Here is a 26,820-nt window from a genome sequence, read left to right on the forward strand (position 1 = left end):
GAAACTTGTGGAAAATTTAGCAAAAGAATTAACTTTGCGAAAAAAATAACATACTTCACCATAATCACACGAGATTTAAAAAAATAAAAATGGCAAAAATACTTACAGGCGTTCAAAGTACAGGTACTCCACACTTGGGTAACTTATTAGGCGCAATTATTCCTGCAATCGAATTATCTAATAAACCAGAAAACGAATCTTTTCTTTTTATTGCCGATCTGCATTCTATTACACAAATAAAAAATGGTGTAGAATTAAGAGCCAACACCTATAGTACAGCAGCGGCTTGGCTAGCTTGTGGGTTGAATACTGATAAAGTGATTTTTTACCGTCAATCAGATGTGGCACAAACAGCAGAATTAACTTGGTATTTGAGTTGTTTTTTTCCATTTCAGCGCTTGACATTAGCACACTCTTTCAAAGACAAAGCAGATCGTTTGGACGATGTGAATGCTGGTTTGTTTTCGTATCCAATGCTAATGGCTGCAGATATTCTTTTATATGATGCAGAATTTGTACCTGTTGGAAAAGACCAATTACAGCATTTAGAAATTACTCGTGATGTTGCTTCACGTTTCAACCACCAAATGGGGGAAACTTTTGTTATTCCAGAAGCCAAAATTCAAGAAGATAGCATGTTGATTCCTGGAACCAATGGTGGCAAAATGAGTAAGTCAGCCAATAACTTTATCAATATTTTCTTGGACGATAAAGCGTTGCGCAAACAAATCATGAGTATTGAAACGGATAGTACTCCGCTTGAAGAACCAAAAAATCCAGATACTTGTAATTGCTTTACACTTTATAAATTACTTGCAAATGAAGAGCAAATTGAAGCCATGAGAGCAAATTACTTAGGTGGAAATTATGGATACGGTCATGCGAAGCAAGCTTTGTTTGAATTGATTGTAGAAAAATTTAAAACTGAAAGAGAAAAATACAACTACTACATCAACAATCTTCCTGAAGTTGATGCCTTATTGAAAAAAGGTTCTGCAAAAGCAACTGTTATCGCTAATGGTGTTTTGGCTAGAGTAAGAGAGAAATTAGGATTTGAAGTTTAATTCAATGCCAAACAATTGAATGTAAATTTTGCAAACTAAAAAAATTAGTCACGCAGATTTAGCAGATTTACACAGAATAACTTTTACAAATCTGCTAAAATTTACTAAATCTGCGTGCTTATTTTATTAATGAGTTGCACTAACTAACACGAATCTGTTCGTGAAAATTAGTGCAATTCGTGTTTATAAAAACTATTGTATCGGCAAGTTTTTCTCAAAAGCGGATCCAAACGAAATAAAAGAATCCGTTCCCCCTACTCCTTCTATAATATGTATCTGTTCGTAGATAATTTTGCGAAGCTCTTCGTTGTTCGCCGCAACAATCTTAATAAACAAAGCATACTTGCCCGAAACCCAATGACATTCCACTATTTCTGGAATCAATTTTAATTGTTCAGCAATTGAATAAGAGAATCGTGCTTCTTTGGTAGTGATTCCTGTATACGTAATGGTTTCAAAACCATAAGCCTTAGCATTTAACTTTACAGAAAAACCAGCTATCAATCCTGATTCCTGTAATTTTTTTACACGTAAATGCACTAGCGAATTAGACACTTTCAATTCCTTCGCCAATTCCGAAAAAGGAATTCTTCCATTCTCACTTAATCTTCTGATAATTTCCTGATCTAAATAATCAGTATTTTCATTGTTTTTTGAATATAACATACTATTAAGGTATAGGTTGAAAATTACAACATTGACACTTCTAAAGTAAAAAGCAATACTATAACTGTCAAAATTACATAAATATTATTCAAAAATGTCTAATTATAAATAATCGATACATAAATATGTTACTACAACATAATTCTATCTAGTTTTGTGTCATTATTACAATTTAAAACAACAACAGAAATGGACAAAAATCAACTACTTTCGAAACTATGGGAACAATATGCTGATATCACCCCATCTGCAAAAAAAATACATACTTTATTAGAACAAAAAGGCGAAACGATTCAAAATGATCATATTGCAATCCGTACTTTTAATGATCCACGCGTTAGCATTTCAGTATTAGAAAAACCATTCTTAGCCGTTGGTTATGAAGCTCGTGGAGAATATGTTTTTGAATCCAAAAAATTATTCGCTCAACATTATGAACATACTACTGATGCAACTGCGCCACGTATTTTTATTTCTGAATTGGAACTGGAAAAATGTTCAAAAGGGCTTCAAGAAACGGTAACAAAATTACTGGATGATTGTGACCAAAACGAATTCGATAAATACGATTTAGTGCTAAATAGTACCATTTGGAAATCCGATTCAAAAGCTATTTATGATACATTATTAGAAGAATCTGAATATGCAGGCTGGATGTATGTGTACGGGTTCCGTGCCAATCATTTTACCATCAACGTAAATGCTTTAAAAAACTTCGAAAAATTAGAAGAACTAAATGACTTTTTAGAAGAAAGCGGATGGAAACTGAACGCTTCAGGAGGAAAAATAAAAGGAACTCCAGAACAATTATTAGAACAATCTAGCACTTTAGCAGATTTACATACTATTCAATTTGAAGAAGGATCATTCGAAATTCCATCTTGCTATTACGAATTTGCTTTGCGTTATGCAATGTCAAATGGAGAATTATACCAAGGATTTGTAGCTTCATCAGCGGATAAAATTTTTGAAAGTACAGATGTAAAACTTCAAAATTAAACTCAAAAATCTTTCAATAACTTGTCATATTCATCGTTTTCAGCGCTGGATAATGACAAGTTATTGTCTTTTTAAAGAAATATCGGCTCGATCTTGAAAAAATCAATCTCAAAAAATCCTTTTTTAAATAAATAAAATCAAATTTAAAATTGCTTTTCAAGGATTAAATTTAATAATACACTGCCAAAAAGATATTTTATAACAATAACCTCAATTCTCGTTAAACAGGCTAGTATTATACCAATTAATTTTCACATTACCAACGGAGAGGTTATCTTTGCACAAAAAATTGACAAATAATTTCTATTTGTGAAAAACACTAAAAAGATGACAGAAAATCCGGAAACATTTATATTCGATTTTGACAGTACTTTTATAAAAGTCGAAGCACTAGATGTGTTATGTGAAGTAATTTACCAAGACAGTGCAGCTGGAGAGCAAATTTTAAAAGAAATTCAAAGGTTAACTGACCTGGGGATGGAAGGAAAGCTTTCGCTAAAAGAATCTTTGACTAAAAGAATTCAGTTATTACAAGCCAATAGAGATCACATTGGAACTGTAATTGAAGAATTGAAAAAGAAAGTAACTGCCTCGGTAATTAGAAATAGAACTTTTTTCAAACAACACTCTGATAATATCTATATCATATCTAATGGTTTCAAAGAAATCATTATTCCGATCGTTTCCGAATACGGCATCAAGCCAGAACACGTTTTAGCTAATACTTTCAAATTTGATCATGATGGAAAAATCATTGGTTTTGATGAGAAAGACGAATTGTGTGAAAACCAAGGCAAAGTAAAGAAAATCAAATCATTAGCCCTAAAAGGCGAAGCGATAATGATTGGTGATGGTTATACTGATTATGAAACTCTTGAAGGTGGAGCGGTATCTCAATTTTTTGCTTTTACTGAAAACGTAAGCCGTAAAATTGTAGTAGAAAAAGCCAGCCAAATAGCACCTTCATTAGATGAAATTCTTTATGAACTGTCTTATAAAGCATCTGTGTCTTATCCAAAAAACAGAATTAAAGTTTTATTACTGGAAAACATTCATCCAGACGCTGTGACTATCTTCGAACATGAAGGGTATTCAGTAGAAACGATGAAAGGTTCTTTGAATGAGGATGAATTAATCGAAAAAATAAAAGGTGTTTCTATATTAGGAATCCGTTCTAAAACTCATGTTACGGCAAAAGTTTTGGAGCATGCTAATAAACTTCACGCTGTTGGAACATTTTGTATTGGAACCAACCAGGTAGATTTGAATGCGTGTAGTATGAAAGGAATTTCAGTTTTCAATGCTCCTTATAGTAATACCAGATCGGTTGTTGAATTGGCTTTGGGACAAATTATTATGTTAGTTCGTAATACTTTTGAAAAAAGCAAAATGATGCACGAAGGTGTTTGGGATAAATCAGCAACGAATAGTGTTGAAATCCGTGGTAAGAAATTAGGTTTGGTTGGATACGGAAGTATCGGATCACAACTTTCTATTGTTGCCGAAGCATTGGGAATGAAAGTATATTTCTATGATGCTGTAGATCGTTTGGCTCTTGGAAATGCTAAAAAATGTACATCTCTAAAAGAATTATTGTCACTTTCTGATGTGATTTCATTACACGTAGATGGACGCGCCAGCAACAAAAATATAATTGATGCCGCTGCTTTCGAATACATGAAACCAGGCGTTATCTTTTTAAATCTTTCCAGAGGTCATGTTGTTGACATTCCAGCATTGGTTGCCAACTTAAAAAGTGGTAAAATACACGGTGCTGCAGTTGACGTTTTCCCTGAAGAACCAAAAAACAATGACGAGCCTTTTGTTTCTGAATTAATTGGAATGAAAAATGTAATCTTAACTCCACACATCGGAGGAAGTACCGAAGAAGCTCAAGAAGACATCGGACATTATGTGGCTAACAAAATCATCAATTACATCAATACTGGAACAACTTACGGAAGTGTAAACCTTCCTGAAATTCAGCTTCCAGAACTTCAAAGTGCGCATAGAATCATGCACATTCATGAAAATGTAAAAGGAATTTTGGCTCAAATTAACAACATCCTTTTAGAATATGACAACAATATTTTGGGTCAATATCTAAAAACAAATGAAACGTTGGGTTATGTAATTACCGATATCGATAATTTCCATAACACCGATTTAGAGAAAAAATTAAAAGAGATTCCAAATACAATTCGATATAGAATTCTGTATTAAATAATTTTAAACTTCAGACTTTAGCTTTCAAATTACTAGAAATCTAAAGTCTGAAATTTTTAAGCTAAAATCATCAAAATGAACCTTGAAAATCTTGAAAAGCAATTAGATGGAAAATTATTGTACGACCACACCATGCGTACACTTTATGCCACTGATGCAAGTGCCTACAAAGAAATGCCATTGGCAGTAGCCATTCCAAAAACCAAGGAAGACATACAAAAAATCATTGCTTTTGCCAGAGAAAACAAAAGCAGTGTCATTCCACGTGCTGCGGGAACTTCACTTGCAGGACAAGTAGTTGGAAACGGAATTGTAGTTGATATTTCGCAACAATTCACCAAAATACTTTCGGTTGATGCAGTCGAAAAATCGGCTTGGGTTGAACCAGGTGTGATTCGTGACGAACTGAATCTTCATTTAAAACCTTATAAATTGTTTTTCGGACCCGAAACCTCAACCAGTAACCGTTGTATGATTGGCGGAATGGTCGGAAACAATGCCTGTGGTGCGAGATCTGTTATTTACGGTTCGACTCGTGAGCATTTATTGGAAATTAAAGGATTCTTGGCGGATGGAAATGAAGTGACTTTTGGCGCTTTGACCAATGCTGAATTCGAAGACAAATGCAACGGAATAAATGTAGTAAGTCCTTTGGAACAAAACATTTATTTGCAAGCCAAAGAAATTTTAGGTTCAGCATCTAACAGAGTTTTGTTTGATGAAAATTATCCAAAGAAATCAATTCCAAGAAGAAATACAGGATATGCGTTAGATTTATTGGCCGATAGCCAGCCTTTTGGTGATCCAAATGAGAAATTCAATTTCTGTAAATTAATTGCAGGTTCAGAAGGAACATTGTTCTTTTCGACAGCGATTAAATTGAATTTAGTTGATGCTTTAAAACCATTCGCCGCTTTGGTTTGTGTTCATCATAACAGCATCAATGAATCATTAAAAGCCAATTTAGAAGCTTTGAAATTCAAACCGGACAGTGTTGAGTTGATTGACCATTATATATTAGAATGTACCAAAGAAAATATTGAGCAAAGCAAAAACAGATTTTTTGTTGAAGGCGATCCTCAGGCTATTCTTGTTGTTGAGTTTTTGAGAGATACGCAAGAAGAAATTCTGCAACTTGCTAAAGATATGGAAGCATTAATGCGTTCCAAAGGTTTAGGTTACCACTTCCCGATTGTTTTTGGGGAAGACACTAATAAAGTTTGGAATCTTAGAAAAGCAGGTTTAGGATTATTATCTAATATACCTGGTGATGCCAAAGCAGTTGCCGTTATCGAAGATACAGCAGTTGATGTAAATGATTTACCCGCTTTTATTGAAGATTTCAATGCGGTTTTAAAAGAAAGAAATCTAAGTTGTGTGCATTACGCGCACGCTGCGACTGGAGAATTGCACCTTCGCCCTATCATTGACTTAAAAGCAAAAGATGGAGCGGCTCTTTTTAGAACTATCGCTACCGATATTGCACATTTAGTAAAAAAATACAAAGGTTCATTGAGTGGAGAACACGGAGACGGAAGACTTCGTGGCGAATTTATTCCATTGATGTTGGGAGAAGAAATTTACCAATTGTTTATCCAGGTTAAAAACACTTGGGATCCGTGGGGAATTTTTAATCCAGGCAAAATTGTGAATACGCCTCCAATGGATTCTAGCCTACGATATACTCCTGGGCAAGAAACTCCAATGCCGGATACTTATTTTGATTTCTCTGAGCATAACGGAATTGTTCGTGCAGCAGAAATGTGTAACGGTTCTGGAGACTGTAGAAAAACAGAGAAAAGTGGTGGAACGATGTGTCCAAGTTATATGGCAACCCGTGATGAAAAACACACCACTCGTGCCAGAGCTAACATCCTGAGAGAAACCATTACCAACTCTACCAAAGAGAATAAATTTGACGACGAAGGTTTACTGGAAGTTCTTGATTTATGCTTGAGTTGCAAAGGATGTAAATCCGAATGTCCTTCAAATGTGGATATGGCAAAGCTAAAAGCCGAAACCTTACAACAATACCATGATAAAAATGGCGTAAAATTCCGTTCGAAACTAATTGGTAATACTCCAAAACTGAATCAATTGTTTGCTTCTGTACCGTGGTTGTATAATTTTGGTTCTACCGGAATCATAGGAAACATCATGAAACGTTCTACTGGTTTTGCAACAGAAAGGTCATTACCACTAATGCATAAAGTTACGTTTGCCAAATGGTTTAAAAACTATAGACAAACTGGGAATTTCATTCAAGGGAAAGTCTATTTGTACAACGATGAATTTATGAATTTCTTCGATGTTGAAATTGGTCAGACTGCTGTGAAGTTGTTCAACCGTTTGGGTTATGAAGTGGTTGTTCCAGAAATCGGAATCAGTGGAAGAACGTATCTTTCTAAAGGAATGCTGAAAGAAGCCAGAGAAATTGCCGAAAAGAATATTCAGGCTTTCGCCAAAGAAATGCCAGAAAATGCCATTTTAGTTGGAATTGAACCTTCAGCAATCTTATCTTTCCGTGATGAATATCCGGATTTGTGTCGTGGCGAATGGAAAGAAAAAGCGAAAGCATTTTCAAGCAGAGCAATGCTGATTGAAGAATTTTTAGCTCAAGAGCTAGATGCTAATCGAATAACCTCAGCATCTTTCACAGAAAACACGGAGAGAGTTCGTATGCACGGACACTGTTTCCAAAAAGCATTGTCTTCATTAGTCCCTCTTAAAAAAATATTGATGCTGCCACAAAACTATACCGTACTTAATATCCCAAGTGGCTGTTGTGGTATGGCGGGGTCTTTTGGTTATGAAAAAGAGCATTATGATATTTCGATGAAAATTGGAGAATTGGTTTTATTCCCAACCATCCGCGCCGAAGAACAAGCGACCTTGATTTCTGCCTCAGGAACGAGTTGCAGACACCAAATTAGCGACGGAACAAGCCGAAAAGCATTTCACCCTGTTGAGATACTATTTAAGGCTTTAAAATAATCGAAAATTAGTTTTTATATAGAAATGCAGCTGTTGTGAAATGGCTGCATTTTTTTTTATCATAACTATTTAAATTGGTTCCAGAATCTTAAAAAACAATTTATATATTAGCTTAATAGTAAATTCTCAAGTTTATCAGACATATACATAAGTCGTGAGTAATTATCACGAAAATCGGACAATTTAACTAAAATAAAAATGGAGAAATATAGTTTGGAGTACTTACAAAATTTGATAGAAAATCAAATCGAGGAAAGTTTACATCTTGATTACAAAGCTTCGGGATCATTTGGTAAACAAAATGATAAAACATCCGAAATCTCTAAAGATGTCAGCGCAATGGCAAACGCAGATGGCGGTATTTTGATTTATGGAATCATAGAAGATGAAAATAATAAACATTTGCCAAAAGAGATACAACCTATAAAAAGAAAAGAATATCCAAAAGAATGGCTAGAGCAAATTATTAACGATAAAATTCAGCCTAGAATAAACGGCATAGAAATTTTTTCAATATCAATTGAAAATGAATATGTTATTTACATTGTTGAAATTCCCAAAAGTGATACTGCACATCAAGCTGCTGACAAAAAATACTATAAGAGATTCAACTTTCTTTCAACGGCGATGCACGATTATGAAATACGCGATATCTTTAATAGAGCAAAAAATCCACAAATTCATCTTGAATTCAAATATTTACATCAAACTAATGAATTAATTGTTGTTGCTTATAATACAGGAAAAGTTTATGCCAAATATTTAAATGTAAAACTCAGATTACCTAAAAAAATCGTTGTTAGTCGAAATGATAATTTTAGAATTATAAACAACGACATTGTCGAAATATTTATGAATAATACTGTTCGTGACTTACTAAATAATTATTCTCAAATAGCAATGTATGGTCAGCCAAGATATGAACCTACACTACCACAAACAAATCTAGAATTAGCTCGCATTCGTCTTCATAATTATCCTTTTGATTATGAAAATATGATGGAATGGGATATCTTCTGTGATAATGCAAATTCAATAAAAAGTTCAATTAGATTATCTGATTTATTGAAATAATAACTGCTCCAGATAGTGCGGATTTGCAATCCTTGCCCAAAAACACAATCCTTATAATTACTATAACTTCCTTTTTGTAACCTTTAATTGAGTAGCAATAACACGATCTTATAAAGTACCGACCCATAATCACTTATTTAATTAACTTTTATGAATCAATCCGAATTTCACGAAGCTTTTGAAACACATTCACGAAATGCTTTTGAAGAATTAATACTTTGTTCTGAAGAAGAATTATGGCAAATTATTCTTATAAAAAACAATAAAAGATATGATGTTTGGAAAGGATCTGAAAATTATCAAATCTGGCGAGTAATAAATGTCAAAGGAACCGCAAAGTCTATTAAACCTTTATTTGATATTGTTAGCAATCTTAAAAACGAATATTTGGTTCGTTATCATGCATGTGATGCATTATTTAAATTGGCTGGAATTAATGATGCTGAATTTAAAGGTAAAATTCAATATGGACTCAATTCGAATCGCAAAAAAGTAAATCAAATTACCGAAATAGAAAAACTTAGAAATGTTTTGCAAATCACAAAAAATACAGAAAAAAAAGCATGGTGGAAAATTTGGTAAACAAGTATTAAAAAACTCCCGATAACCCATATTTCCCATTCATGTAATCGAAGACAATCAAAACAATTACTACCCCTTCTTTTTGTAATCCTTTCATCGAATAACAGTTAATATTTTTGTAAAAAACAATAGCAAATTACTTTATATCGTTAGCCTGATTAACTTTACGGGACGGAATGCAAATCCGAGCTATCGTTATCATTAACAATCTATATTTACAAAACAATAAAAGTAATTTAGAAATCATTGTTATCTATTTCTAAATCGCCTTTAAAAACCAGATCATGAAAAACATTATTTTCGCCTTCTTTTTACTTATTAGCATTAAATCAACTGCGCAGTTAACATTTGACAAATCAATACTCGATTGTGAAGATAAATGGGTTGCATTTCCACAGGAAAGTAATGGATCATATAAGTATGGTTTCATTTATGCCGATTCGCAAGCAGGTCTTGTATTTGATTATGGTGGTAGTTTTAAAATTGACGCTACCGGAAAGATAAGAGCCAATCCCAAAGAAGAAGGATCTACGATGAAAGTTCCCTTATATCCGAATAAAATCCTAATTGCTCTTATACCTGAAGCCAATTTCGAGCAATTAAAAATAAGCAAAGTTCCTGATTGGCTTAGCAATTATAAAATGAAAGAAGGTTCTATTGAACGATTGTACACTTGGGGTTCTATCTATAATACTTGGGGTGAATATAAAAAAGGATTGGAGTTATTAGAAGGCGCCTCTAAAATTAATAACGAATATAAAGGACTAGATGGACAATTAGCCTACTCATACAATCGTTTGAATCAATATAAAAAAGCTATTGAAATATTAAAAAAAGCACTAGTCCTAAATCCTACAGATGCCATCATTACTAAAGAATATATTTATGCATTGGCAAAAAGTCAACAGTTAGATGCGGCTATCGCTTTCTACAGAAATTCTTTGAAAGTTTGTCCCGATACAACCTATGTTCCAGAAAATGCTTATTATATTTTAGAAGGTTATTTTTATAAGTATAACCGAGTAAACTTCGATAAATGGTTAGTCGAAACGGAAGTTGTAATGTCTTCGAATGAGCAAATAAAAAAAATAATTGGAGAAATGAAAATCGAAATCACAAAGAATAGGCTGTAGCTTAATTAAAAATAATATTGTAAAAATGAACCCAAGAATAGTAACTACAAACGAAAAAAAATTAATTGGAAAAAGACTTATAATGAGTTTCGCAGACTATAAAGTGGGCGAACTTTGGAAAAGTTTTATGCCAAGGCGAAACGAAATAACCAATACTCTAAGCGGCGATTTAATCGCGATGACTATTTATAAACCAGATCATTTTTTAAATTTTAAACCTACAAACGAATTTGAAAAATGGGCAACCGCTGAAGTTTCAAATTTTGACAACTTACCAGCCGAAATGGAAACATTTACTTTGTCCGGAGGGCTTTACGCAGTCTTTGATTATAAAGGGTTGAATACTGATGACTCTATTTATCGATATATTTTTGTGGAATGGATACCTAATTCGGATTACGAATTAGACAACAGACCACATTTTGAAGTTTTGGGTGAAAAATATAAAAACAACGATCCAACATCCGAAGAAGAAATATGGATTCCCATAAAAAGGAAACAATAAGACACTTCAACTATAAAATTGAATAACCTAAAATTGAACCATTGAACAGCATTCAAACTTTACCTAGAGATTTACAATCCGTTATTGGAACAGAAAAAGTTGATTTTTCTATCATTGCCAGAAGAAAACAGCCTTTAAATAAGTCACTGGGACTAATTGCTTTTGGAATTATATGGTCTGCCTTTATCAGTATTTTTGTAATTGCTTTTTTAGGTCCACTTTTTAAAGGAGAAGAGGTTAATTTTAAAGTAAACGATGAGCCGACTACAGCCAGCTGGGATAATTTTGAACCGTTACTTGTTCCAACTTTAGTTATTGGTTTCTTTGTTTTGGTTGGAATTGGAATTTTGGCAAGCGGGATTTACTCTTTATTTCAAAAAGGAGGTTATTTTGTAGGGACAACAAATAGACTTATTCACTTTCTTAACGGAACAATTACTACTTATGATTGGGAGCAGTTTTCCGGAAATATGGAAATAAACAGTAAAAAAGAAGACATTTCATTTGAACTTAGGACTGGAAAAATGCAAAGCTGAAAAAACAAACCAGATGAATATGTACCTGATATTCTCTATATTTCGGGAGTTCCAAATGTTTTAGAAATTCAAAAAATATGTAACCAACGAATTAAGGAAAACGACCCAACTCCTGCAACCCTTCAAAATACCTGATAGGTTAAATTGCCTCAAACATTTTGCCTGGCAACGGTCGAATAACACCTTTCAGTTCCATATTGAGCAGTAAACCCGAAATTCTATAAATCGGAAAATCACATTGTAAAGCAATCATATCCATTACTTCTTTACCCGTTTTCAGTAAATAATCGTACACCCTTTGTTCATCAATATCAAGAGTAACAAACAATTGTTTTTGAATCGCTTTCGTTTCTTTGGCAATATCCCAGTTCAGATTATAAATCAAATCGGCGGCACTGGTCAGTACATTTGCTTTTTGAGTTTTTATCAAATTATTACAACCTTGACTGTATTTATCAGTAATACGCCCCGGAACTGCAAAAACATCACGATTATAATCGTTGGCCATATTTGCAGTAATTAGGGACCCTCCTCTATCGGCAGATTCAATGACAATTGTGGCTTCGGTCATTCCGGCAACAATCCTGTTTCTGCGAACAAAATTTTCTTTATCTGGATTAGAACTACTCCAAAACTCAGTCATAAAACCTCCGTTTTGCTCCATTTTAGACATGTACTTTTTATGTGGTTTGGGATAAACTTGGTTTAATCCATGTGCCAGTACCCCAATGGTTTGCAAATTATTTTCCATTGCGATTTGATGAGCGACAATATCCACACCATAGGCAAAACCACTAACAATTATAGGATCCAAAGGCGCCAAATCTTCAATTAATTTTCGGCAAAATTCAGTTCCGTAAGAAGTAATTTGTCGTGTTCCAACAATGCTTATTATTTTACGATTCTTCAAATTGATATTTCCAGCCGAGAATAATAAAACCGGACCATCAATACAATGTTTGAGCCTTTCAGGATAGTTGCTGTCTTGAAAACTTAGAATTTGAATATTGTTTTTTTGAATAAAATCCAACTCTTGTTGGGTTTTTTCAAAAACAGACTTGTTTTTGAAATTTTTCAGCAAAACAGAACCCACTCCGTCAATTGCGGCAAGTTGTTGTGATTTCGCATTCAAAACATTTTCGGCAGTTCCAAAGTGAGCGAGCAGCTTTTTAGCCATAATATCTCCCACTCCTTCAATTCGAAGTAAAGCTAATAAGTAAAATATATTTTCTTGTGACATATCTTACAATTATACAATAAATATTTGAAAACGAAACCACTTGCAAATTCAAAACACTATCAATTTGCAAAAAAAAGTACTTAAAAAAGTATCTAAAAATAATTATTCATTAAAAAATAAAACTGTAATCTACTGATAGTGTATAACATGCAAATTGTTAATAAAAATTGTGAATAAAATTTTGATAACTATTCCCGTTGCATAACTTTGTTAACATGAAAATAGAACTTTACATCTCGCAACTTTTATACCGTTATCAATGTGTAACCGTTCCTGGTTTTGGAGCTTTCTTGGCTGAAATTCAATCGGCTCAACTGCTTGAAAACTCTCATTCTTTTTTTCCGCCAAAAAAGATGATTTCCTTTAATTCGCATATAAAAAACAATGATGGATTGTTGGCTAATCATATTGCTCAAGCCGAAAAAACTTCTTATGATTATGCTGTAAGCGCAATCGAATATGAAATATTGAGTTGGAAAAAAGCATTGCAGGAAAACCGTACTTTTTCAATAAAAAACATTGGTGTTCTTAGTTTGAATACAGAAAACAATATCCTTTTCACACCAAACGAGCAAACCAATTACAATGCAAAATCTTTTGGGTTAACTTCATTTGTTTCACCAGCAGTGAAAAGAGAAGTAGAATTTGCAAAACCTGAAGTAGTAGTAGAATATCAAAAAACAGTAGCTCTAGTTGATGAAGAAAAACCTATTTTCAATTTCATCCCTGAAACTGCTGAAGCTAGAAAAACAAATCCGTATCTAAAATATGCCGCTATTTTCATCATAGGATTGGCTGCTACTGGATCTATAGGATATCCTTTATACCAAAATCAAATTGCTTCTGAAACTATTTTGGTAGAAACTGCGGTACAGAAAAAAGTGGAAAATAAAATACAAGCAGCTACTTTCTTTATCCAAACTCCAATACCAGCTGTTACTCTTACATTAAAATCTGACAAGAAAGAAGCAGTAAAATTGCCGTATCACATTATGGCTGGAGCTTTTAGAAGTGAAGCAAATGCTCAAAAAAGATACAATCAATTAGTAGCTAAAGGTTTTGATGCAAGAGTTTTGGGTATCAACAAAAATGGTCTTTATCCTGTATTGTATGGAAGCTATACTACTTTTGCGGAAGCAGAAAAAGAAAAAAATAAAATTACCGAAACAGATAATCCTGAAGCTTGGATTTTGATTCAATCTTTGTAGAAATCTAATTTTTAGCATCTAAATCACGAATGGAACCGAATCAAAAGGGTTTTATTCGTGATTTTTCTTTTTACAGCATTTTAACATGATTTTAAAGTGGTTTAGAATCGATTTTCGTTAAAAGTAATAGTTAGCAGGATTTGTATTAAAACGCTTTTAAAACGGCTGAAAACATATCTCTGCGATAGAAAATATATCAAACAACAATCTCAAAACTAAAAAAGTTTAATTATTGATTTTAGGAATAGCTACTTTATATATTTTTTGGTTATTCGTTTTTGTTTTCGACTAAATCTTTGCTATTATTCACAATTATCATCAAAATAGGGGTAATAAATAATCTCCTTTTGGAAACATTACAAGCACTACAATTCTCTTATTAAAATTTAAACCATTGAAATAAAAATGGTTATAAAAAAAATATTAAATTTGGTAAGAGAAAACTACACATTCTGAGATTACCTTATAAATCTTGCACTTATTTTCATTTATTCTTTTTAAAATAAAAAAATATGAAAAAAATTACTTCCTCCATCTTTATACTGATTTTATTGTCCTACCAGCTAAAAGCTCAAACTGATGCCCCAAGAAAATCAATGGAAATCAATGGCTTTGTTATGATGGATAGTGGTTATGATTTTGGGAAAATGGATCCGGAGTGGTTCGACACGATGAGACCTACAAAAATTCTGGATAGTGAGGGTAATGAATTTCAAAACCAAGGTAATGTCTTCTTCGGAGTTAGACAAAGCACTTTAAGTTTAAAGAATTATTTCGATACATCGCTAGGTACTGTAAAAACGGTATTCGAATTTGACTTGTTTGGCTCAGGTAAAGATGTTGGGACTGCTGCTTTTCACTTGCGGCATGCCTATATCCAATTTGGAAAATTTATAATTGGACAAACTAATAGTGTATTTGCAGACATGGAAGTATATCCAAATTTAATAGAATTTATGGGGCCTAATGGTGCTGTTTTTACACGAAATATACAAATTCGTTATACCCCCATCTCAACAAATACACAAACATTAGCAATAGCACTAGAACGTCCAGGTGCCACTGGAGATAAAGGAGAATATGGAGAAGGATTTGTTTATGCATCAGTCCTTGACGATGTTGCATTCAGATTTGCAGTACCTGACCTTAGTGCCGAATATCGGTATACTGGTTCTTGGGGTTATTTAGAATTGGCAGGTATTGTACGAAGCATACGATGGGAAGATAACAATACCGATATTTATGACATTCACGGTAGCGCTACAGGATGGGGACTTACGTTAAGCACCAAACTACAAATGAGCAAGAATATCATTTTTAGAGGAGCATTCACAACAGGTGCCGGAATACAAAATTATATGAACGATGCTGATGCTGATGTTGGAACAAAAAGGCAATATAACAATTCTTTAACGCCTATTACAGGGGAAGCCATACCACTTGTTGCGTTAGCTTCTTATTTTGATATAAATTGGAATCGTAAATTAAGCAGTGCTGTAGGTTATTCAATTATGGATAATACAACAACCAATGCGCAATTATCGACTGCTTATAAAACGGGACAATATGCGAGTATCAATTTATTATATTCACCTGTAGAAAATTTAGTCTTAGGCCCAGAATTACAATGGGGAAAACGACAAAACAATGACTTTGCAGGAGATCCAGTTTTCAATTTACCTGCCGCCAAAGGAAATAGTGGAGAAGATATTAAAATACAATTTTCTGCACGATACAGTTTTAATAATACCTTTTACAAAAAAAATTAAATGCATGCCTTATTTAGTAATAACAGCCTAAAAATGATTACTTTTTCATAAATCATAAATCTGTAAAAACTTCATTTGGCCCTTTTTTGTAGTTGCGAAACTCTCTAAAGTCAGTATTTACAATAGAAGACACTATAACTGATCAATCAGTCAAAAGTTAATCTACAATCATTTTCCAAAGTAGCTCAAAAGTTTCTTCTATCCACAGAGCAGATTGATCTTTATTAATATTGTTTGAAATAAGATAATGATACAAACCATTTATTTGAGCATTGAAAAGAGAAAAAACTAAAGCGACAGGGATAGGCTTTAAAATTACCAAATCAATACCATTTTTTATTAAAACATAAAGAGGATGTTCTTCTTCACTCGTGACCTTTGTGATAGCAACTCTGGAATATGGAGAATTATTAAATAACTGCAAAAATTGAAATTCAAGTTTGTTCTCTAAATTCCATTGTAAAGATGCAACAAACAGGGAACGAAAAGACTCCTTTGAAACTGAACTCGATTCTAAACTTTGAATAATAAAATCATCCAATTTCTTTACAACATCATTGTAAATACTAACAATGAGTATCTCCTTGGTTGCAAAGTAATTAAACAACGTCCCGTTTGCTACACCCGCTTGTTGTGCAATTTTACTGGTTGCTGTTCCATGAAACCCGTTTTCAACAAACATGTTAAGTGCTGTTGCTATAATAACTTCATTTTTATTCATAATAAATTAAACTGATTAATCAGTCGTAAATATAAGTAAAATAACTGAGTACATTATCGAATTATAAAAAATAGGCTTTCTCATTTAACTTAATAAATTAGAAAAAGATAAAAGAAGATTGCCTATTTTTTTACTACAGATTAAAACTCCCTTATTGTCGAAGTATCAGCTAAAGCAAGTGTTGCAATTTCGTCTTTTCGTTTGAATGAAACTCCTTTATGTTTTTGCATGTACAATATCAAATCTGAAGTAGCTTTTACCATTTGCGGAGTTCCTCCAATACGGTCATGAAAACTGATAGACATTTGTCTTCTTTTAGAAGCACTTTCTAAATAAAGCTGATCAAACTCCGCCTTAACCTGATTAAAGAATTGATCAACAGAAAAATTCTTCCCTTCTATCAATACAATGTCATTACAGCGCAAAGTATAAGGAACAACAACAAAATCTGAATGATTCACTTTGATAATAAAAGGTTCATCCCTACTCAAATCATCTATGTGGTATTTAAAACCGAGTTCTTGTACTATTTTCAAAGTATTTTCACCACGTCTCAGCCAATTTGCGTTATAACCTATGGCTTGAAATCCAGTTGTTTGCTTTATAGCCTCTACCCCATCTTTTATAAATTTCTTCTCCTCTTCATAGGGCATGGTATATTGAGAACTCCAGTTCATTCCATGAGCAGCGGCTTCATGACCACGCTGTACAATTTCCTTAGCCAAATTTGGGTTGTTTAAAACTGCCGATCCAACCATATGTGAAGTTACTTTTATACCCAATTTATCCCAGTTGTCTAACATTCGAGGAATTCCTTCTTTATAGCCATACTCAAACCATGTTGCACCAGGTAAATCAACAAACCCTTTCTGCATATTTTGAGGAAATGGACTTTCGGCATTAACAGGTTGACCACCTGCTTCAAATTGCATTGAGATAGAAACTACTAGCCTAGAACCATCTGACCATTTTGTACCTAAAGGCTCAACTTTCGCTACAGGAAAAGTATTCACTATTTCAAATGGATTAACCATTCCTGCTAAACCAACTATACTTCCCTGTTTTATAAAATCACGTCTTGAACTCATCTCAATATTATTTTATTAAACTATCTAAAGAAATGGTGTTTGAAACTATAAACTGCAGCAAAAGCGCAAAAAATGCAGCATGTATCAGTTGAGAAGGTATTGCCTCCCAGTTTTCAATCAAAGCAGTTCCAAAAACGAGAATAACCATCACAATTCCAGCAGCCACTAAGGTAGGTTTTGTAAATAATCCAAAGCTAAGTAATAGCCCAATGATCAATTCGGCTATCGGCAAACTGTAACTGAAAGGAATCACCAAAAATTTTGGCAAGAGTGATTTTTCAAAACTACCCACCATCCAAGAACTGAAAACTTGCAATTTGGGTATTCTAACCAGTCCGTGACCAAACATACTTGCACCTATAGCAAGTCTTAACAAGAAATAAACGGTTGTATTCATTTTTAAAATATTTAAAATTAGAATACAAAGATCTATTAGTACACATGCATTCATTTGTACAATCATTGGGAATAATTGTACATTTGTTAGTATGGAAATTAGAAATCTATACCAGCCTTTTGAACTGGAGTTGTTAAAGATTAACAACTACGAGAACCGGGAACACAAAAACACTTTTTTTGAAATGGTTTTTGTCTTAGAAGGCGAAGGCATTCAAATGATTAACAATCATAAATTACCATACGCCAGTAACAAACTGTTTTTGATCTTTCCGCAAGATATACATGGGTTTGAAGTTTCGTCAACTACTAGTTTTTTCTTTCTTCGCTTTAATGACAGTTACCTGAAAACACAGCCAAAAGAATGGATTCAGAAATTAGAATTGATTTTTAACAACCACAATCATTTGCCTGGATGTATTTTAAAAAATGTATCTGATAAAGCGCTGATCAGAGCTCTGGTAGAAGGGCTAATTCGTGAAAACAGTAATCAACAGTTTCAACAACAAGAAGTGATAAAACAATTGATTAATACAATCATTATTATAGCTTCCCGAAATATTTTACTAATACCACCAACGGTTTCTGATAAATCCAAAACTGACTATTCCGTTCAATTATTGAGTTATATACATCAAAACATTTATGATCCAAATCAACTAAAATCAGAACGCATTGCTAAACAATTCAATGTTTCACCGTCTTATATCAGTGAGTTTTTCAAGAATCACATTGGACAAAGTTTACAAGATTACATTACCAGCTATAAAATAAAGCTGATTGAAACTAAGCTCCGCTACACCGATATGCAAATCAATGAAATTGTGTATGAACTTGGCTTTAGCGATTCCAGTCATTTAAACCGTTTGTTTAAAAAATATAAAGGAATAAGTCCAAGTGAATTTAAAAAAAACATTGAAAAATAATATTTAACTCATTTTCATAAACATCTTTCATTGCTTATCATCACTACAATTATTTTTAGTCTTTAATCGGATTCTCATGTAATTTGACTGATTTATTTTCAAGTAAAGTTGACTTGCTATAAATTTATATCTGTCTAATTATTAGATAAATATAAACTTTTGAGCTGTTATTGAAATTTAAAACAAACAAACAACCATGAAAAACGATCAAATTACCACCAAAGAATCTGCATATCTAATCTATGCCTATGTAAGTATCTCTTCATTTGTATTGATGTCGATTAGCAAAGTAACAGATAGTCTTGAAAAAGCCCTAAATTTCAACCCAATTCTATGTTTACTAATTATTTTGAACATGATCGTATTTATCTCTCTGCATATTTACAGAAGAAATCATACTATCAGTCACAAATAAAATTAATTTCTAAAATTCAAAATCCTACCTTATTTTTAAAATATTTTGACAAAAAGAGGCTGAATCAACATTCAGCCTCTTTTTATATGTTCTATTTTATTTAGATTTTAAAACTTTAATTAGTTTTTGGTTGCGTTTATCAGCTCTTGCATTTTGCAAAGAAATGACTGCCCAAATTGCTGCGGGTATCCAACCAATTAAAGTTATTTGCAAGATTAAACAAAGGATAGAGGTGAGTATTTTGCCTCTTAAAAAGAAGGATACAAACGGAAATAAAATTGCAATTAATGTCATATAATATCTTGATTATTAAGTCTTTTTTATTATCACTATAAGGGTAGTCTAGCTAATAATAAGAATTTTGAAACCGACTGTTTTTTTAAAGTGAACATGATTGATAACCCCAACCTAATTTGACCACACAGTTAGCTATTATTCTATTTATTCAAACCTGTTGCCATTTTATAAGCCAATGCAGCTTCGGGAAGTGGTGTTAATGTATCTAATAAAATGTTATAAGTCCCCTTGTCTGCTAATTCATCGGCAACTTTTTTGATTAAAGCCAAAGTAGCTTTCATTACACCAGAACCAAGGCTTAAACGAGCAACACCCAAATCCTGCAGCTCACTTACAGATGGAGGAAGTATTCCAGCTCCAATTCCTGGGTTTGCAAGAATATTTATTGGCGCGTTAATTTCCTTAACCAATGTAGCAATTGTGTCTCTTTCCCATACTGGCTGCACAAATATGCAGTCGGCACCTGCTTCTTTGTACTTATTACCTCTTTTTATTGCTTCAGCTAATTTTTCTTCTGGAGATGCTGTCGAAGTACAAAATGAATCCGTTCTTGCATTAATTACTAAATGAAATCCCATTGAATCAGATAATGCTCGGATTGCCGATATCCTTTCACAAAATTCAAGCTCATCAATTAAATTTGGACTCAGATTAATGCTGTCTTCAATATTTATTCCAACGATGCCTGTTTCAATTATCATCTTAACCGAGTCAATAATTTCGTTTAAGTTATTTCCATATCCGGCTTCAATATCAACAGTTACCGGGGCTTGTACGTTATTTACAATTCCTGTTATTGATTGCATCATTTCTGATAATTGAATTATCTGACAATCAGGATATCCTAAAGAGGCAGCAATACCCATGCTTGTTGTAGCGATTGCTTTGTAGCCACTAGCCTCTACTATTTTGGAACTTGAAATGTCCCATGAATTTAGCAAAACTAGAATCTCTTTTTCCTGATGAAATTTAAGAAACTTTTCTGCTTTCTCTTTTTGGATATTTGAAACCATTTATGATGTTGTTGATTTATATAAATACTTATTATTGAAAAGTTAAGCTATTAACACTGACCTTTTTATTTTCTTAATAGCACCTTTTTTTCTGTTTCGAATTCATCTTTAGATAATGCACCGTCATCTAATAATTGTTTTAATTTTTGCAATTCGTCAGCAGTACTATTATTTGAATTAATTACTATTACCTCTTTTTCTTTTGAAACCGCCCATATTAGAGATAAAATCCAGCCAATAAAAGTCCAGCCTAAAAATAAATTCAGGAGAAGAATTGCATTGAAATTTTGTTTTTTTCTACCAATTATGGTTGGCAAAAAATAAATTGATATTACTATTAAGAGCAAAAAAAGTTCTGAAATTCCTAAGCGACCCATATTTTATCTATTTAAATTATTAATATTTAATGCTTTCCATTTCTTAAAGTTCTATTTAAAATTTTATACTTTATTTTCTATTCTCCTAACCTACCACCAATTTGATTATAAATTCTGATAAAGATAAGACTTTGTTTTAATCTAAGTATATAAACAAATCTATACAAATCATCAAATATCCTTTTGTTTCTTATTGACAATAACATCGATTTATATTTGGTGCTATTGTTGTATGAGCATTCTTAACTATTTGGTATAGAATAAGTTTGTGAAAAATAATTTTTATAAAACAGCTGTTAATGCCCCGTACTATTGGTACTAAGCACCTGTAATATTAGTATTAATCACCAATAGTATAAATGTTAAACACCTGTATTATTGGTACTAAGCACCAACATTCTTGGTGTTAAGCATCATTATTTTTTGTTTTAAGCGCCAATAGTAGAGGTGCTTAATACCTCTATTATTGGCACAAAGTACCTGTACTATTGGTGTTAATCACCAACAATAGGGGTGTTAAACCATACTATTGTTGGTGATTAGTACCTCTATTAAGCAGATTTACTTGTTATTTTCACTGTAGATAGGGTTCAATTTTAAAACTGCAATTTGTTTTTTGGGTTTGCTTGGTTGCTGGTAATAACTTTGATTGTGAATTAAAGGCCGTAGATTGAAACTGAAAAAAGCAGGCACACCGATGAGACCGATGTTACTGATGAAAACGGATTTTGAAATAAAATAGTTTCAACTGATACTGGTTGTGGTTTTCTGCGTGAGGGATAGAAGCTAGCTACCAAAGTAGCGCGGATAGCCCGACCCCGTTGAGGAAAGGGGCTTTATGAGCGGTAGCATAAGTAAGCCCCTTTTCTTAACGGGGTCACGCCCTAATGATTTTGAAAATGATAATTAGTTGAGATTCCAGCTGGCTTTGAACATCCTGAGTTCTTCCCAGCTGAAGGTGTCACCGTATTGCTCCTTTAGGCCAGAAACGGATTCTTCTTTATAGCCTTTGAAAGCCTCGGTGAGTGCAAGTACTTTTTCTTCGGGCAAGACTTGATCGATGGTTATGGTTCTGGACTGAATCAGCTTAGTGAGGTGAGTCATGATCGTTTCCTGGTTGTACTTGCGGATGATGGCGATTTCCTGAATGGTTTTCTTTTCTAACCAAAGTTCATACGTTAGATCGACCGTCGATTTTTTGGGTTCTTTGGTGCCGGTTTTCTTGGGTGCGTAACGTTCGGCATCTTTTTCGTCTTCAATTAGCGTGATGTTCAATTTCTTGAAATCTTCGAAAACACGCTCCATCTTAATGGTTTTGTATTGTTTGATTTCGGGCGAGGTTAGTTTTTCTTTCGAAATAGCTTCGCCGTTTACCAATGTTGCGACCATCAACTTGGCTTTCATCAGCTGTAATACGGCTTTGGTTTGTAAATCGTCTAGAATGACTAATTCGTCATAAAAGGCTTTGGCTTTTTTGAGTCGTTTTACTTCTTCAATTTTCCACAGGATTTCATACACCAACTGATCCATCGGTGCCATGAAATAATTGAAGGCGGCGTTGATTCGATCGGAAATGTGATTGAATTCCATTTGTTCGCTGTGGAACAGTTTGTCTAGTTGTACTAAAAATTTGGAAGACGGATCGAGCAATTCCCAAATGACTCCGGCTTGGTTTTTGGCCCAAATAGCGTGTTTGGATTTGGCTGAGTTTTCGGCATCTTCGTTGTAGCTAAACTGGTGGTTGCGCCACTCTTGTGCCAATATATTCCAATCGAAACTGTTTTTCAGGTAGTTAAGTATAAAATTCTTGGTTTCGCGTTTTAAGGCATTCGCCAAAGTTTCTTCGGAAGCTTTATTCTCGGCATAGTCCATCACATCTTGATCGTTTGAAATACCATTCATACGCAACGGAGAAAGTAAAATAAGCCCGTTTAAGGAACGTAAACGTGATAATGCTACGTATGCTTGTCCAGGCAGAAAAACTTGCGATACATCGAGCGCAGCTTTGTCAAAAGTCAGTCCTTGGCTTTTGTGAACCGTAATCGCCCAAGCTAATTTGATCGGGTAATGCACAAAAGTTCCCAAAATTTCCTCCTCTATTTCTTTAGTCAGCTCATTTACAGTATACCTGATGTTTTGCCATTCGTATTTGTCAACTTCGATGGTTTTGTCTTCGTCAGGAAAGTGAACCCAGATTTCTTTGGAGGTCATGTTTTTTACAACTCCCATTTTTCCGTTGAAATAATTTTTCTCCTGAGAGAGATCGTTTTTCACGAACATAACCTGTGCTCCTACCTTCAACTGCAGATTAGGATCGATAGGATATATTTTTTCTGGGAAATCACCAGTGATCACCGGTAGAAAAGTAGTTTGCTTTCCTTCCAGATCTTCAAGCGATTGTGTGTTCATCACATCGGCCTTGGCATTGTGTGTCGTTAGCGTGATGTAACCCTTATTTGCTTTCAGGTCAAAATTGGGTTGTACAAATTCGTTCAGCATTTGGATATCGGTTGGCGTAATCTCGTTGTTGCGCAGATTATTCAAAACCGAAATGAAACGATCGTCTGTTTGACGGTAGATTTTAGAAAGTTCAATATACAGTGGTGGGTACTGCTGCATGACATGGGCATGGAAAAAGAATTTTCCTTTGTAATACGTACGAAGTGTACGCCATTCTTCATCTCTAATGATTGGTGGTAGTTGTAACAAATCTCCTATAAACAATACTTGAACCCCTCCAAATGGTCTTTGATTTTTCCGTACCGATTGCATCATAAAATCCATAGCATCCAATAAATCGGCACGTAACATACTAACTTCGTCAATAATAAGCAATTGCATGTTTTGAATCACAGCACGCTTTTGTCCGCTCATTTTAAAATGTCTGCGCAGAGTAGCTTTAGTTTCGAATTTCGTAGTATCAGAAAACTGTGGAGCCGAATTATCTGGTATAAATCCTCCAAACGGCAATTGAAACATCGAATGAATGGTCACTCCACCAGCATTTAGTGCAGCAATTCCAGTTGGCGCCACTACTACCGTGTTTTTATGAGTTGTAGCAATGATTTCTTTTAAAAGCGTGGTTTTACCTGTCCCGGCTTTTCCCGTTAGAAAAACAGATTGCTGAGTTTGATTGATAAAACGGAGTGCATAACTTGCTGCTTCGGATATGGATTGCATTAGATGTGTAATTTAAAAACTTAACAAAGGAACTAAACGTTAATCCATTTGAAAGGATACTTTAAAACTCAATAGAACAAAATTCTAACCACAAAGTACACAAATTCTAAACAATTTATTACTGAGAATTTGTACAATCTGTGGTTAAATAAAAAATAAGAATCTAAAAATAACAGAAATCGCAAACTTTTAAATCCATAAAAAAACCTTCTATCTTTTTCAAGATGAAGGTTTTATAAATATATTGTAGCGAAATTATTTTTTAACTTCCTCAGCTTTAGGAGCTGATTTGTATTTATCGTTCAATAATTTTATCATGTCTTTTGTAATGTCATAAGAATCTTTAGCATACAATACAGAAGCAGCATCACCAGTACCGTAGATATAATCATACCCTTTTTCTTTACCGTAGTCTTTGATGAATTTTTTAACACCTTTTACAAGTGAATCCATTTCTTTTCCGCTCTCTTGTTGCAATTGCATTTGAAGACCTTGTTGCGCTTGCGCTAATTGTTGTTCTCTACGTTGTAATTCAGCACCATTCTTTTGAGCCCATTCTTGACCGTTTGCTTGAGCATTACGTTGAAAATTAGCAGCATCTTGCTTAAATCTACTGATTTCAGCTTCCAATTGTCTTCCTTTTTCAGCAGCTTGACCTTTGTATTTTGCTTCTAAATCTTTGGTTTCGTTATATTCTTTCATCAGCTCTGCTGTATCAACATAAGCCGTTTTAAATTCTTTTGCTTCTGGCGCTTTTTTATCACAAGAAACAAGTGATATTGACATTGCGATAAATAATAATAATGCTTTCTTCATTTTGGTGTATTTCAAGTTTTTTATGTAAGGATGACAAAAATATAAAAAAATAGATAGTATTGATAAAAAGATTCAAAAATGCTATCAATTTTATGTTATCAATTTTAATTATAAATAATTCATTTTTTAATAGTATTTAACTATTATTTGTTGATTGTGAAAAAATTACACTCTTATAAAGAGCTTAGTTGTTGTTAATGATGTAAATATGTGAAGAATACTCCATATTTTTCTTGGCTTTCCAATTGGATTGTAATCCTATGAAAAAAGCCTTAAAATAATTCATTTTCCCATTTTTGTATTTTTCTGAAAGCAAACTCACGTAAAATGAATCAAATTTCATTGGCAATACCTTTTCTAGCTTCATGTTTTCCTTTGCAAAAAGTAATTCGATTGCCTTTTTAGAGAAATGCCAAAAGTGAATCGGCACATCATAAGCAGCCCAAAAATGCCCGTAATGCTTGGCATCAAAGGATTTGAAATTAGGAACTGCAACAATTAAAGTACCTGTTGGCTTTAATAATCGTTTTAATTCTTTGATTTGTTCGTCCAAATTAGGCACATGTTCTAAAACATGCCACATCGAAATCACATCAAATGTATTACTTTCTAATTGAGATGTATTTTCTACAAAAGAAACACCTTTACTTTTAGCAATTCCTTTGGCTTTATCACTTGGCTCTACTCCTACTGTTTTCCAACCATCTTTTCCAGCGACTGCTAAAAACTCTCCAGTTCCTGCACCAATATCCAAAATTAAACCTTTGGACGGCTGGTAAGAATTAATTAAATCCAATTTATTTTTTAATGCAATATTTTTCACAAAATGATATGCTCTTTCAAACAATGATCTTTTAGAATCAGTATGCGAAATATAATCAGCACTTTCATAATATTTCCCTAAAGTATCCAAACTCGGTTGTGGATGTGTGACTAACATGTCTAATGTTTCATCTAGATACAGGTCGAAACTTTCTTGAGAAACGGAAAAATCTTTTACTTTTAAAAAATGCTTTTTGTGTGTAATATCCATTGTTGTTTTTAAATAAATAAATTCAGCTTCTGTTTAAGGCTGAAATAAAATTCTTTTTTATAAATTAATTGTTTTACAATTCTATTTTCTGCCTACTCTTTTTTCCATCTTATTTTTACAGCCGAAATTTTATCATTTTCGATTCGTACATCTTGATTTACTAAAAATCCGTTTTTCGTATAAAAATCTAGTGGCGAAATATATGTCTCTTTATTTTGTTTAATTTCATTTTGATGATCGATGACCCATCCGTTCAAAACTAAACTATTCTTTTTTAATTCCTGTAATAAAGTTGTACCGTAACCTTTTCTATGAATATTTGAATTTAAAATAATTGCAAACCAATTATCATTATCCCGCAAAAAAGTAAAACTCCAACCCAAAATTTCATTTAACTCATTTATCAGCAAATAATGTTTTTGATTTGAAAGTTTTTCTAAATAATCTTCAAATTCAGAAATTTTGCTGTAAACAATTTTATCAGGATATTCAAAATTCCAAAGTTTAAACAAACATTGTTTTTCTTCTAAAGTTAAAACTGTAGTCTGAATAATTTTCATTT

Annotated in this window: 25 protein-coding genes; 13 read left to right on the plus strand and 12 right to left on the minus strand. The window is 33.2% G+C overall.

Annotation, left to right across the window (positions count from 1 at the left end; translation table 11 throughout):
* The first annotated feature begins 89 nt into the window (after positions 1–89).
* A complete protein-coding gene (gene trpS / locus CLU82_RS08805) occupies positions 90–1,064 on the plus strand; it encodes a tryptophan--tRNA ligase (protein ID WP_100842744.1) in 975 nt (324 codons plus the stop codon).
* Between the two features lie 192 nt (positions 1,065–1,256).
* Here trpS and CLU82_RS08810 read toward each other — a convergent pair whose 3' ends face one another.
* A complete protein-coding gene (locus CLU82_RS08810; RefSeq protein WP_100842745.1) occupies positions 1,257–1,730 on the minus strand; it encodes an Lrp/AsnC family transcriptional regulator in 474 nt (157 codons plus the stop codon).
* A gap of 189 nt (positions 1,731–1,919) precedes the next feature.
* Here CLU82_RS08810 and CLU82_RS08815 point away from each other — a divergent pair, with 189 nt between their 5' ends.
* The 8 genes from CLU82_RS08815 (at position 1,920) to CLU82_RS08850 (ending at position 11,779) form a co-directional block, all read left to right on the plus strand.
* Positions 1,920–2,729 carry a DUF1338 domain-containing protein gene (locus tag CLU82_RS08815; RefSeq protein WP_100842746.1) on the plus strand — a complete coding sequence of 270 codons (810 nt, stop codon included), beginning with the start codon at positions 1,920–1,922 and terminating at the stop codon, positions 2,727–2,729.
* 327 nt (positions 2,730–3,056) lie between these two features.
* A complete protein-coding gene (serA, locus tag CLU82_RS08820; protein ID WP_100842747.1) occupies positions 3,057–4,952 on the plus strand; it encodes a phosphoglycerate dehydrogenase in 1,896 nt (631 codons plus the stop codon).
* 78 nt (positions 4,953–5,030) lie between these two features.
* A complete protein-coding gene (locus CLU82_RS08825) occupies positions 5,031–7,949 on the plus strand; it encodes an FAD-binding and (Fe-S)-binding domain-containing protein (RefSeq protein WP_100842748.1) in 2,919 nt (972 codons plus the stop codon).
* Between the two features lie 198 nt (positions 7,950–8,147).
* Positions 8,148–9,023, plus strand: a complete 876-nt coding sequence (locus CLU82_RS08830; RefSeq protein ID WP_100842749.1) for a helix-turn-helix domain-containing protein — start codon at positions 8,148–8,150, stop codon at positions 9,021–9,023.
* A 150-nt stretch (positions 9,024–9,173) separates the two neighbouring features.
* The gene (locus CLU82_RS08835; RefSeq protein ID WP_100842750.1) at positions 9,174–9,605 is read left to right on the plus strand and encodes a hypothetical protein; all 432 of its coding nucleotides are present in this window, start codon (positions 9,174–9,176) and stop codon (positions 9,603–9,605) included.
* Positions 9,606–9,889: 284 nt separating this feature from the next.
* A complete protein-coding gene (locus tag CLU82_RS08840) occupies positions 9,890–10,738 on the plus strand; it encodes a tetratricopeptide repeat protein (RefSeq protein WP_100842751.1) in 849 nt (282 codons plus the stop codon).
* A 25-nt stretch (positions 10,739–10,763) separates the two neighbouring features.
* Positions 10,764–11,243, plus strand: coding sequence for a GyrI-like domain-containing protein (locus CLU82_RS08845; protein WP_100842752.1), 480 nt, complete (start codon positions 10,764–10,766; stop codon positions 11,241–11,243).
* 41 nt (positions 11,244–11,284) lie between these two features.
* On the plus strand, positions 11,285–11,779 hold the full coding sequence (locus CLU82_RS08850) for a hypothetical protein (RefSeq protein WP_100842753.1): 495 nt from the start codon (positions 11,285–11,287) through the stop codon (positions 11,777–11,779).
* A 139-nt stretch (positions 11,780–11,918) separates the two neighbouring features.
* On the opposite strand, the gene dprA is transcribed toward CLU82_RS08850, so the two are convergent.
* On the minus strand, positions 11,919–13,019 hold the full coding sequence (gene dprA / locus CLU82_RS08855) for a DNA-processing protein DprA (RefSeq protein WP_100842754.1): 1,101 nt from the start codon (positions 13,017–13,019) through the stop codon (positions 11,919–11,921).
* Positions 13,020–13,234: 215 nt separating this feature from the next.
* Between dprA and CLU82_RS08860 the strand changes: the two genes are divergently transcribed.
* The gene (locus CLU82_RS08860) at positions 13,235–14,227 is read left to right on the plus strand and encodes an SPOR domain-containing protein (protein ID WP_100842755.1); all 993 of its coding nucleotides are present in this window, start codon (positions 13,235–13,237) and stop codon (positions 14,225–14,227) included.
* A 512-nt stretch (positions 14,228–14,739) separates the two neighbouring features.
* The gene (locus CLU82_RS08865) at positions 14,740–15,996 is read left to right on the plus strand and encodes a DcaP family trimeric outer membrane transporter (protein ID WP_100842756.1); all 1,257 of its coding nucleotides are present in this window, start codon (positions 14,740–14,742) and stop codon (positions 15,994–15,996) included.
* A 157-nt stretch (positions 15,997–16,153) separates the two neighbouring features.
* Here CLU82_RS08865 and CLU82_RS08870 read toward each other — a convergent pair whose 3' ends face one another.
* From CLU82_RS08870 to CLU82_RS08880, 3 genes are all read right to left on the minus strand, one after another.
* Positions 16,154–16,717, minus strand: coding sequence for a TetR/AcrR family transcriptional regulator (locus tag CLU82_RS08870; RefSeq protein ID WP_100842757.1), 564 nt, complete (start codon positions 16,715–16,717; stop codon positions 16,154–16,156).
* A 140-nt stretch (positions 16,718–16,857) separates the two neighbouring features.
* The gene (locus CLU82_RS08875) at positions 16,858–17,805 is read right to left on the minus strand and encodes a polysaccharide deacetylase family protein (RefSeq protein ID WP_100842758.1); all 948 of its coding nucleotides are present in this window, start codon (positions 17,803–17,805) and stop codon (positions 16,858–16,860) included.
* 7 nt (positions 17,806–17,812) lie between these two features.
* Positions 17,813–18,202 (minus strand): DoxX family protein, encoded by a 390-nt coding sequence (locus CLU82_RS08880; protein WP_100842759.1) that lies wholly within the window; start codon positions 18,200–18,202, stop codon positions 17,813–17,815.
* A gap of 91 nt (positions 18,203–18,293) precedes the next feature.
* Between CLU82_RS08880 and CLU82_RS08885 the strand changes: the two genes are divergently transcribed.
* Positions 18,294–19,127, plus strand: a complete 834-nt coding sequence (locus CLU82_RS08885; protein WP_100842760.1) for an AraC family transcriptional regulator — start codon at positions 18,294–18,296, stop codon at positions 19,125–19,127.
* A 196-nt stretch (positions 19,128–19,323) separates the two neighbouring features.
* Complete coding sequence (locus tag CLU82_RS20710) at positions 19,324–19,542, plus strand: hypothetical protein (RefSeq protein WP_157813341.1); 219 nt, start codon at positions 19,324–19,326, stop codon at positions 19,540–19,542.
* A gap of 96 nt (positions 19,543–19,638) precedes the next feature.
* Here the strand turns inward: CLU82_RS20710 and CLU82_RS08890 are convergent, their stop codons facing one another.
* From CLU82_RS08890 to CLU82_RS08920, 7 genes are all read right to left on the minus strand, one after another.
* The gene (locus CLU82_RS08890) at positions 19,639–19,836 is read right to left on the minus strand and encodes a YqaE/Pmp3 family membrane protein (RefSeq protein ID WP_100842761.1); all 198 of its coding nucleotides are present in this window, start codon (positions 19,834–19,836) and stop codon (positions 19,639–19,641) included.
* Positions 19,837–19,979: 143 nt separating this feature from the next.
* Positions 19,980–20,852, minus strand: a complete 873-nt coding sequence (locus CLU82_RS08895; protein ID WP_100842762.1) for an isocitrate lyase/phosphoenolpyruvate mutase family protein — start codon at positions 20,850–20,852, stop codon at positions 19,980–19,982.
* A gap of 65 nt (positions 20,853–20,917) precedes the next feature.
* Positions 20,918–21,229, minus strand: coding sequence for a superinfection immunity protein (locus tag CLU82_RS08900; protein WP_100842763.1), 312 nt, complete (start codon positions 21,227–21,229; stop codon positions 20,918–20,920).
* A 906-nt stretch (positions 21,230–22,135) separates the two neighbouring features.
* Positions 22,136–24,409 (minus strand): helix-turn-helix domain-containing protein, encoded by a 2,274-nt coding sequence (locus CLU82_RS08905; protein WP_100842764.1) that lies wholly within the window; start codon positions 24,407–24,409, stop codon positions 22,136–22,138.
* A 255-nt stretch (positions 24,410–24,664) separates the two neighbouring features.
* Positions 24,665–25,225 (minus strand): OmpH family outer membrane protein, encoded by a 561-nt coding sequence (locus tag CLU82_RS08910; protein ID WP_100842765.1) that lies wholly within the window; start codon positions 25,223–25,225, stop codon positions 24,665–24,667.
* Between the two features lie 184 nt (positions 25,226–25,409).
* On the minus strand, positions 25,410–26,258 hold the full coding sequence (locus tag CLU82_RS08915; protein WP_100842766.1) for a bifunctional 2-polyprenyl-6-hydroxyphenol methylase/3-demethylubiquinol 3-O-methyltransferase UbiG: 849 nt from the start codon (positions 26,256–26,258) through the stop codon (positions 25,410–25,412).
* A gap of 92 nt (positions 26,259–26,350) precedes the next feature.
* The gene (locus CLU82_RS08920; protein ID WP_100842767.1) at positions 26,351–26,818 is read right to left on the minus strand and encodes a hypothetical protein; all 468 of its coding nucleotides are present in this window, start codon (positions 26,816–26,818) and stop codon (positions 26,351–26,353) included.
* Positions 26,819–26,820: the final 2 nt, after the last annotated feature.

This window comes from Flavobacterium sp. 5, assembly GCF_002813295.1.
Taxonomy (GTDB): domain Bacteria; phylum Bacteroidota; class Bacteroidia; order Flavobacteriales; family Flavobacteriaceae; genus Flavobacterium.

What these genes read in the sequence shown, in the direction of transcription:
- trpS (WP_100842744.1), top strand. Translation starts at nt 90, where the DNA reads ATGGCAAAAATACTTACAGGCGTTCAAAGTACAGGTACTCCACACTTG.
- CLU82_RS08810 (WP_100842745.1), bottom strand. Translation starts at nt 1,730, where the DNA reads ATGTTATATTCAAAAAACAATGAAAATACTGATTATTTAGATCAGGAA.
- CLU82_RS08815 (WP_100842746.1), top strand. Translation starts at nt 1,920, where the DNA reads ATGGACAAAAATCAACTACTTTCGAAACTATGGGAACAATATGCTGAT.
- serA (WP_100842747.1), top strand. Translation starts at nt 3,057, where the DNA reads ATGACAGAAAATCCGGAAACATTTATATTCGATTTTGACAGTACTTTT.
- CLU82_RS08825 (WP_100842748.1), top strand. Translation starts at nt 5,031, where the DNA reads ATGAACCTTGAAAATCTTGAAAAGCAATTAGATGGAAAATTATTGTAC.
- CLU82_RS08830 (WP_100842749.1), top strand. Translation starts at nt 8,148, where the DNA reads ATGGAGAAATATAGTTTGGAGTACTTACAAAATTTGATAGAAAATCAA.
- CLU82_RS08835 (WP_100842750.1), top strand. Translation starts at nt 9,174, where the DNA reads ATGAATCAATCCGAATTTCACGAAGCTTTTGAAACACATTCACGAAAT.
- CLU82_RS08840 (WP_100842751.1), top strand. Translation starts at nt 9,890, where the DNA reads ATGAAAAACATTATTTTCGCCTTCTTTTTACTTATTAGCATTAAATCA.
- CLU82_RS08845 (WP_100842752.1), top strand. Translation starts at nt 10,764, where the DNA reads ATGAACCCAAGAATAGTAACTACAAACGAAAAAAAATTAATTGGAAAA.
- dprA (WP_100842754.1), bottom strand. Translation starts at nt 13,019, where the DNA reads ATGTCACAAGAAAATATATTTTACTTATTAGCTTTACTTCGAATTGAA.
- CLU82_RS08860 (WP_100842755.1), top strand. Translation starts at nt 13,235, where the DNA reads ATGAAAATAGAACTTTACATCTCGCAACTTTTATACCGTTATCAATGT.
- CLU82_RS08865 (WP_100842756.1), top strand. Translation starts at nt 14,740, where the DNA reads ATGAAAAAAATTACTTCCTCCATCTTTATACTGATTTTATTGTCCTAC.
- CLU82_RS08870 (WP_100842757.1), bottom strand. Translation starts at nt 16,717, where the DNA reads ATGAATAAAAATGAAGTTATTATAGCAACAGCACTTAACATGTTTGTT.
- CLU82_RS08875 (WP_100842758.1), bottom strand. Translation starts at nt 17,805, where the DNA reads ATGAGTTCAAGACGTGATTTTATAAAACAGGGAAGTATAGTTGGTTTA.
- CLU82_RS08880 (WP_100842759.1), bottom strand. Translation starts at nt 18,202, where the DNA reads ATGAATACAACCGTTTATTTCTTGTTAAGACTTGCTATAGGTGCAAGT.
- CLU82_RS08885 (WP_100842760.1), top strand. Translation starts at nt 18,294, where the DNA reads ATGGAAATTAGAAATCTATACCAGCCTTTTGAACTGGAGTTGTTAAAG.
- CLU82_RS20710 (WP_157813341.1), top strand. Translation starts at nt 19,324, where the DNA reads ATGAAAAACGATCAAATTACCACCAAAGAATCTGCATATCTAATCTAT.
- CLU82_RS08890 (WP_100842761.1), bottom strand. Translation starts at nt 19,836, where the DNA reads ATGACATTAATTGCAATTTTATTTCCGTTTGTATCCTTCTTTTTAAGA.
- CLU82_RS08895 (WP_100842762.1), bottom strand. Translation starts at nt 20,852, where the DNA reads ATGGTTTCAAATATCCAAAAAGAGAAAGCAGAAAAGTTTCTTAAATTT.
- CLU82_RS08900 (WP_100842763.1), bottom strand. Translation starts at nt 21,229, where the DNA reads ATGGGTCGCTTAGGAATTTCAGAACTTTTTTTGCTCTTAATAGTAATA.
- CLU82_RS08905 (WP_100842764.1), bottom strand. Translation starts at nt 24,409, where the DNA reads ATGCAATCCATATCCGAAGCAGCAAGTTATGCACTCCGTTTTATCAAT.
- CLU82_RS08910 (WP_100842765.1), bottom strand. Translation starts at nt 25,225, where the DNA reads ATGAAGAAAGCATTATTATTATTTATCGCAATGTCAATATCACTTGTT.
- CLU82_RS08915 (WP_100842766.1), bottom strand. Translation starts at nt 26,258, where the DNA reads ATGGATATTACACACAAAAAGCATTTTTTAAAAGTAAAAGATTTTTCC.
- CLU82_RS08920 (WP_100842767.1), bottom strand. Translation starts at nt 26,818, where the DNA reads ATGAAAATTATTCAGACTACAGTTTTAACTTTAGAAGAAAAACAATGT.